This window comes from Massilia sp. P2_C2 (assembly GCF_056404615.1).
Map to the genome: position 1 here is coordinate 1 of NZ_JBFUDR010000407.1, position 4,442 is coordinate 4,442.

At 64.3% G+C, this 4,442-nt stretch carries 4 protein-coding genes, 2 tRNA genes and 1 pseudogene; all 7 read left to right on the top strand.

Annotated features, from left to right (window positions below):
* Window positions 1-138: pseudogene (locus AC1DYX_RS28145) on the top strand (DNA repair protein RecO); the annotation flags it as partial.
* A 25-nt stretch (window positions 139-163) separates the two neighbouring features.
* A complete protein-coding gene (gene pdxJ / locus AC1DYX_RS28150; protein WP_477265064.1) occupies window positions 164-949 on the top strand; it encodes a pyridoxine 5'-phosphate synthase in 786 nt (261 codons plus the stop codon).
* On the top strand, window positions 949-1,362 hold the full coding sequence (acpS, locus tag AC1DYX_RS28155; RefSeq protein WP_477265066.1) for a holo-ACP synthase: 414 nt from the start codon (window positions 949-951) through the stop codon (window positions 1,360-1,362). Before pdxJ ends, acpS begins: the two co-directional genes overlap by 1 nt.
* A gap of 159 nt (window positions 1,363-1,521) precedes the next feature.
* Complete coding sequence (gene uvrC / locus AC1DYX_RS28160) at window positions 1,522-3,390, top strand: excinuclease ABC subunit UvrC (protein ID WP_477265068.1); 1,869 nt, start codon at window positions 1,522-1,524, stop codon at window positions 3,388-3,390.
* A gap of 108 nt (window positions 3,391-3,498) precedes the next feature.
* Window positions 3,499-4,083: a CDP-diacylglycerol--glycerol-3-phosphate 3-phosphatidyltransferase gene (pgsA, locus tag AC1DYX_RS28165; protein WP_477265070.1), complete on the top strand. Its 585-nt coding sequence runs from the start codon at window positions 3,499-3,501 to the stop codon at window positions 4,081-4,083.
* A gap of 84 nt (window positions 4,084-4,167) precedes the next feature.
* Window positions 4,168-4,243: transfer RNA gene (locus AC1DYX_RS28170), tRNA-Gly, on the top strand.
* Window positions 4,244-4,321: 78 nt separating this feature from the next.
* A tRNA-Gly gene (locus tag AC1DYX_RS28175) sits at window positions 4,322-4,397 on the top strand.
* Window positions 4,398-4,442 lie beyond the last annotated feature (45 nt).

The window sequence follows — 4,442 nt, forward strand, 5'->3', positions numbered from 1 at the left end:
GACATGGAGCGCGAAGACTACGCAGACCCGCAGACGAAGGCGCAGAGCAAGCAGCTGATGCGCTTCCTGCTGGCCTACCACCTGGGCGGCGCGCCGCTGAACACGCGCCAGATATTGATCGACCTGATGCAGCTTTAAAAGAGCAGAATACGAGAATACGACCATGAGCTTCCTGCAACCCGCCGGCCAGGTGATCGACCTGGGCGTGAACATCGACCACATCGCCACCGTCCGCAACGCGCGCGGGACCGTCTATCCCGACCCGCTGCGCGCCGCGCTGCTGGCCGAGCAGGCGGGCGCCGACCTGATCACCCTGCACCTGCGCGAAGACCGCCGCCACATCAAGGACGCCGACGTCCTCGCCATCCGACCGCAACTGGCGACCCGCATGAACCTGGAGGCGGCCGTCACGCAGGAGATGATCGACTTCGCGTGCAAGGTCAAACCGCAGGACGTGTGCCTCGTGCCCGAGCGGCGCGAGGAAGTGACCACCGAGGGCGGGCTGGACGTGATCCGCTACCAGAAGGAAGTGGAAGCCGCGATCCGCCAACTGAAGGGCGAGGGCATCCGCGTCTCGCTGTTCATCGACGCGGACGAGCAGCAGATCGCCGCCGCGGCAGCCGTGGGCGCGCCCGTCATCGAACTGCACACGGGACGCTACGCCGAGGCCGGGAGCCCGGATGAACTGGCGCACGAACTGGAACGCATCAAGCAGGGCGTGCGCGCCGGCGTGCAGCACGGCCTGCGCGTGAATGCGGGCCACGGCCTGCACTACACGAACGTGCAGCCGATCGCGGCGATCCCCGGGATTCACGAACTGAACATCGGCCACGCGATCGTCGCCCACGCGCTGTTCGCGGGCTTTGAAAATGCCGTGCGCGAGATGAAAGCGATCATGGTCGCCGCGCGCCTGGGCGTGTCGTACGCCTCTCGTGGAGCGGGGCAGTGATGATCTACGGGATCGGCACGGACATCGTCCAGATCTCGCGCGTCGAGGCTGCCCTCAAGCGCAGCGGCGAACGCTTCGCCGAAAAGATCCTCGGTCCCGAGGAACTCGTCAAATACCATGCCCGCCGCGCCAAGAACGATGTGCGCGGGCTGCGCTTCCTGGCCACGCGGTTCTCGGCCAAGGAGGCGTTCTCGAAAGCGATCGGCGTGGGCATGCGCATGCCCATGACCTGGCGCTCGGCCCAGATGCTCAACGCCCCGAGCGGCAAGCCGATGATCGTATGCAGCGGGGCGCTCGATGAATTCATGCGGACGCACCGGCTTACGGCCCAGGTGACGATCAGCGACGAAGCCGACTACGGCGTCGCGTTCGTCATCGTCACCCAGGCACCCGAAGGAGTGGCCGCACCCTGAGCAGGTGCAGCGGAAGTGAAAGACGAAGTCGTAGTACCCGCCAGGACCGGAACGACGCGGCCTATCGCGGCCCGGCGCAAGCCGCAACCGGTCCCGGTAAAAGCGCCCCGGGCCCGCCCGGACGCCTGGCAAGCCATGAAAGAGGAATTGATCGCGACGATGACGAAGGATGCGGAATCTCCCGTGCGCCCCAGCGAGGAGGCGCGCGAACAAGTCCTGGCGACGGTGGCCAGGCTGCCGGACCTGCCGGGCGTGTATCGCTATTTCGACGCGGAAGACAGGGTCCTCTACGTCGGCAAGGCGCGCAACCTCAAGAAGCGCGTGTCGAGCTACTTCCAGAAGACGCAGTCCAGCCCCCGCATCGCGATGATGGTGTCGCAGATCGCGCGCCTGGAAACGACGGTGACGCACAGCGAGGCCGAGGCGCTGATCCTGGAAAACAACCTGATCAAGACCCTCAAGCCGCGCTACAACATCCTGTTCCGCGACGATAAATCGTACCCGTACCTGAAGCTGACGGGTGGCGACTATCCCCGGATGGCCTATTATCGCGGCGCGCTGGATAAGAAGAGCCAGTACTTCGGACCTTTCCCCAGCGCGTGGGCCGTGAAGGAATCGATGCAGCTGCTGCAGAAGGTGTTCATGCTGCGCACGTGCGAGGACAGCGTCTTCGCCAACCGCACGCGCCCCTGTCTGCTGCACCAGATCGGCCGCTGCAGCGGGCCGTGCGTCGACCTGATCTCGGCGGAAGACTATCAACGCGACGTCGACAACGCGGCAAAATTCCTGCGCGGCCGCCAGACCGAGGTGCTGGAAGAGCTGGAAAAGAAGATGCTCGCCTATGCCGAGGACTTGAAGTTCGAGCAGGCGGCGAGCGTGCGCAACCAGATCCAGGCCCTGTCGCGCGTGCTGCACCAGCAGAGCATGGAGACGTCGGGCGACGCCGACGTCGACATCATCGCCGTCGTCGTGCAGGGCGGGCGCGCCTGCGTCAACCTGGCGATGGTACGCGGCGGGCGCCACCTGGGCGACCGCGCCTACTTCCCGACGCAGGTAGGCGAGGCGATGGACGAGTGTCCGATCGAAGTCGAGGTGTTGGCCGCGTTCATGGCGCAGCACTACGGCGACAAGTTCGTGCCTGGGACGTTTATCCTGAACATCGAATTCGACCAGCCCGAACTGATCATGGCGCTGCAGGAGCAGTGCGGCCACCGCATCAACCTCGTGTTCCAGCCGCAGGGCCAGCGCCGCCAGTGGCTGGAGCTGGCGCAGAAGGGCGCGGAGATCTCGCTGGCCCGGCTGCTGTCGGAGCAGGGTTCGCAGCAGTCGCGTACGCGCGCGCTGGCCGACGTGCTGGGCGTCGACAACGATGATCTGGAATCCCTGCGCATCGAATGCTTCGACATCAGCCATACGGCAGGCGAGGCCACGCAGGCGTCGTGCGTCGTGTTCCACCATCACCAGATGCAGAACGGCGAATACCGCAGATACAACATCACGGGCATCACGCCAGGCGACGATTATGCCGCCATGCGCCAGGTCCTGACGCGGCGCTACGAAAAGGTGGCGAACGGCGAGGGCGTGATGCCGGACATCGCGCTGATCGATGGCGGGAAGGGCCAGGTCGAGATGGCGCGCCAGGTGTTCACCGAACTGGGCCTGGACGTCGGTTCCATCGTCGGCGTGGCGAAGGGGGAAGGGCGCCGCGTGGGCCTCGAGACGCTGATCTTCGCCGACGGCCGCAGCCCGCAGGAACTGGGCAAGGAATCGGCCGCGCTGATGCTCGTGGCGATGATCCGCGACGAGGCACACCGCTTCGCCATCACGGGCATGCGCGCCAAACGCGCCAAAACGCGCCAGGCGTCGCGGCTGGAAGAGATCGAAGGGATCGGCGCCAAGCGCCGCCAGAAGCTGCTGGCGCGCTTTGGCGGCCTGCGCGGCGTGATCGATGCGAGCGTCGAGGACCTGATGTCGGTGGAAGGCATTTCGAGCACGCTGGCCGAAGAGATCTACCGGCAGCTGCACTGAAGCCGGTTGATCCGGGCGCGCGACGAGCCTAACTGGTTTAAACGGCAAGAGCCATGTAGACTAGCGCGCACGAAACTCAACAAGCCGGGCCTTGATCAGCCGCACCCCATKCCTTTCAATATTCCGATTCTCCTGACCTGGTTACGCGTCGCACTCATCCCGCTGGTCGTTGGCGTCTACTACCTTCCCGAACACTGGCTGCCGGTGGCCGAACGCAACCTGGCCGCCACGCTCGTCTTCATCGTGGCCGCGATCACCGACTGGTTCGACGGCTACCTGGCGCGGCGCTGGAACGAGACATCGGCCTTCGGCGCCTTCCTCGACCCCGTCGCGGACAAGCTGATGGTGGCGGGCGCGCTGCTCGTGCTCGTGCAGCTGGACCGTGTGAACGCCGTCATCGCCTTCATCATCATCGGCCGCGAGATCACGATCTCGGCGCTGCGCGAATGGATGGCCGAGATCGGCGCCCGCAAGTCCGTGGCCGTCAGCTCGCTCGGCAAGATCAAGACGGCTGCGCAAATGGTCGCCATTCCCATGCTGCTGTTCCACGATCCGCTGTTCGACGGCGTGCTCGACATCCACCGCTGCGGCGAACTGCTGCTGTGGATCGCGGGCGTGCTGACGGTCTGGTCGATGTTCTATTACCTGCGTCGCGCCTGGCCGCTGATCAAGGAAAAGTCGGGCACGGTATAGGTTTCTACGAGGTCATCCTTGACACATAGCTCAGCATCTCTATAATGCCTGCCTGTTGCGAGACATTGCAGCAAACGAAACGAAGCGGGAGTAGCTCAGTTGGTAGAGCGCAACCTTGCCAAGGTTGAGGTCGAGAGTTCGAGACTCTTCTCCCGCTCCAGAGTTTGCCGGTCGACGCAGCAAAAAGGTTGTCTTGGAAAGCAGTAAAAAATCTGAGATAATCGCAAGTTCCAGCGACGCGGGAGTAGCTCAGTTGGTAGAGCGCAACCTTGCCAAGGTTGAGGTCGAGAGTTCGAGACTCTTCTCCCGCTCCAGTCATCGTCAGATGAGGCTGGGGCAGCAGTAACACAGCACAGTAA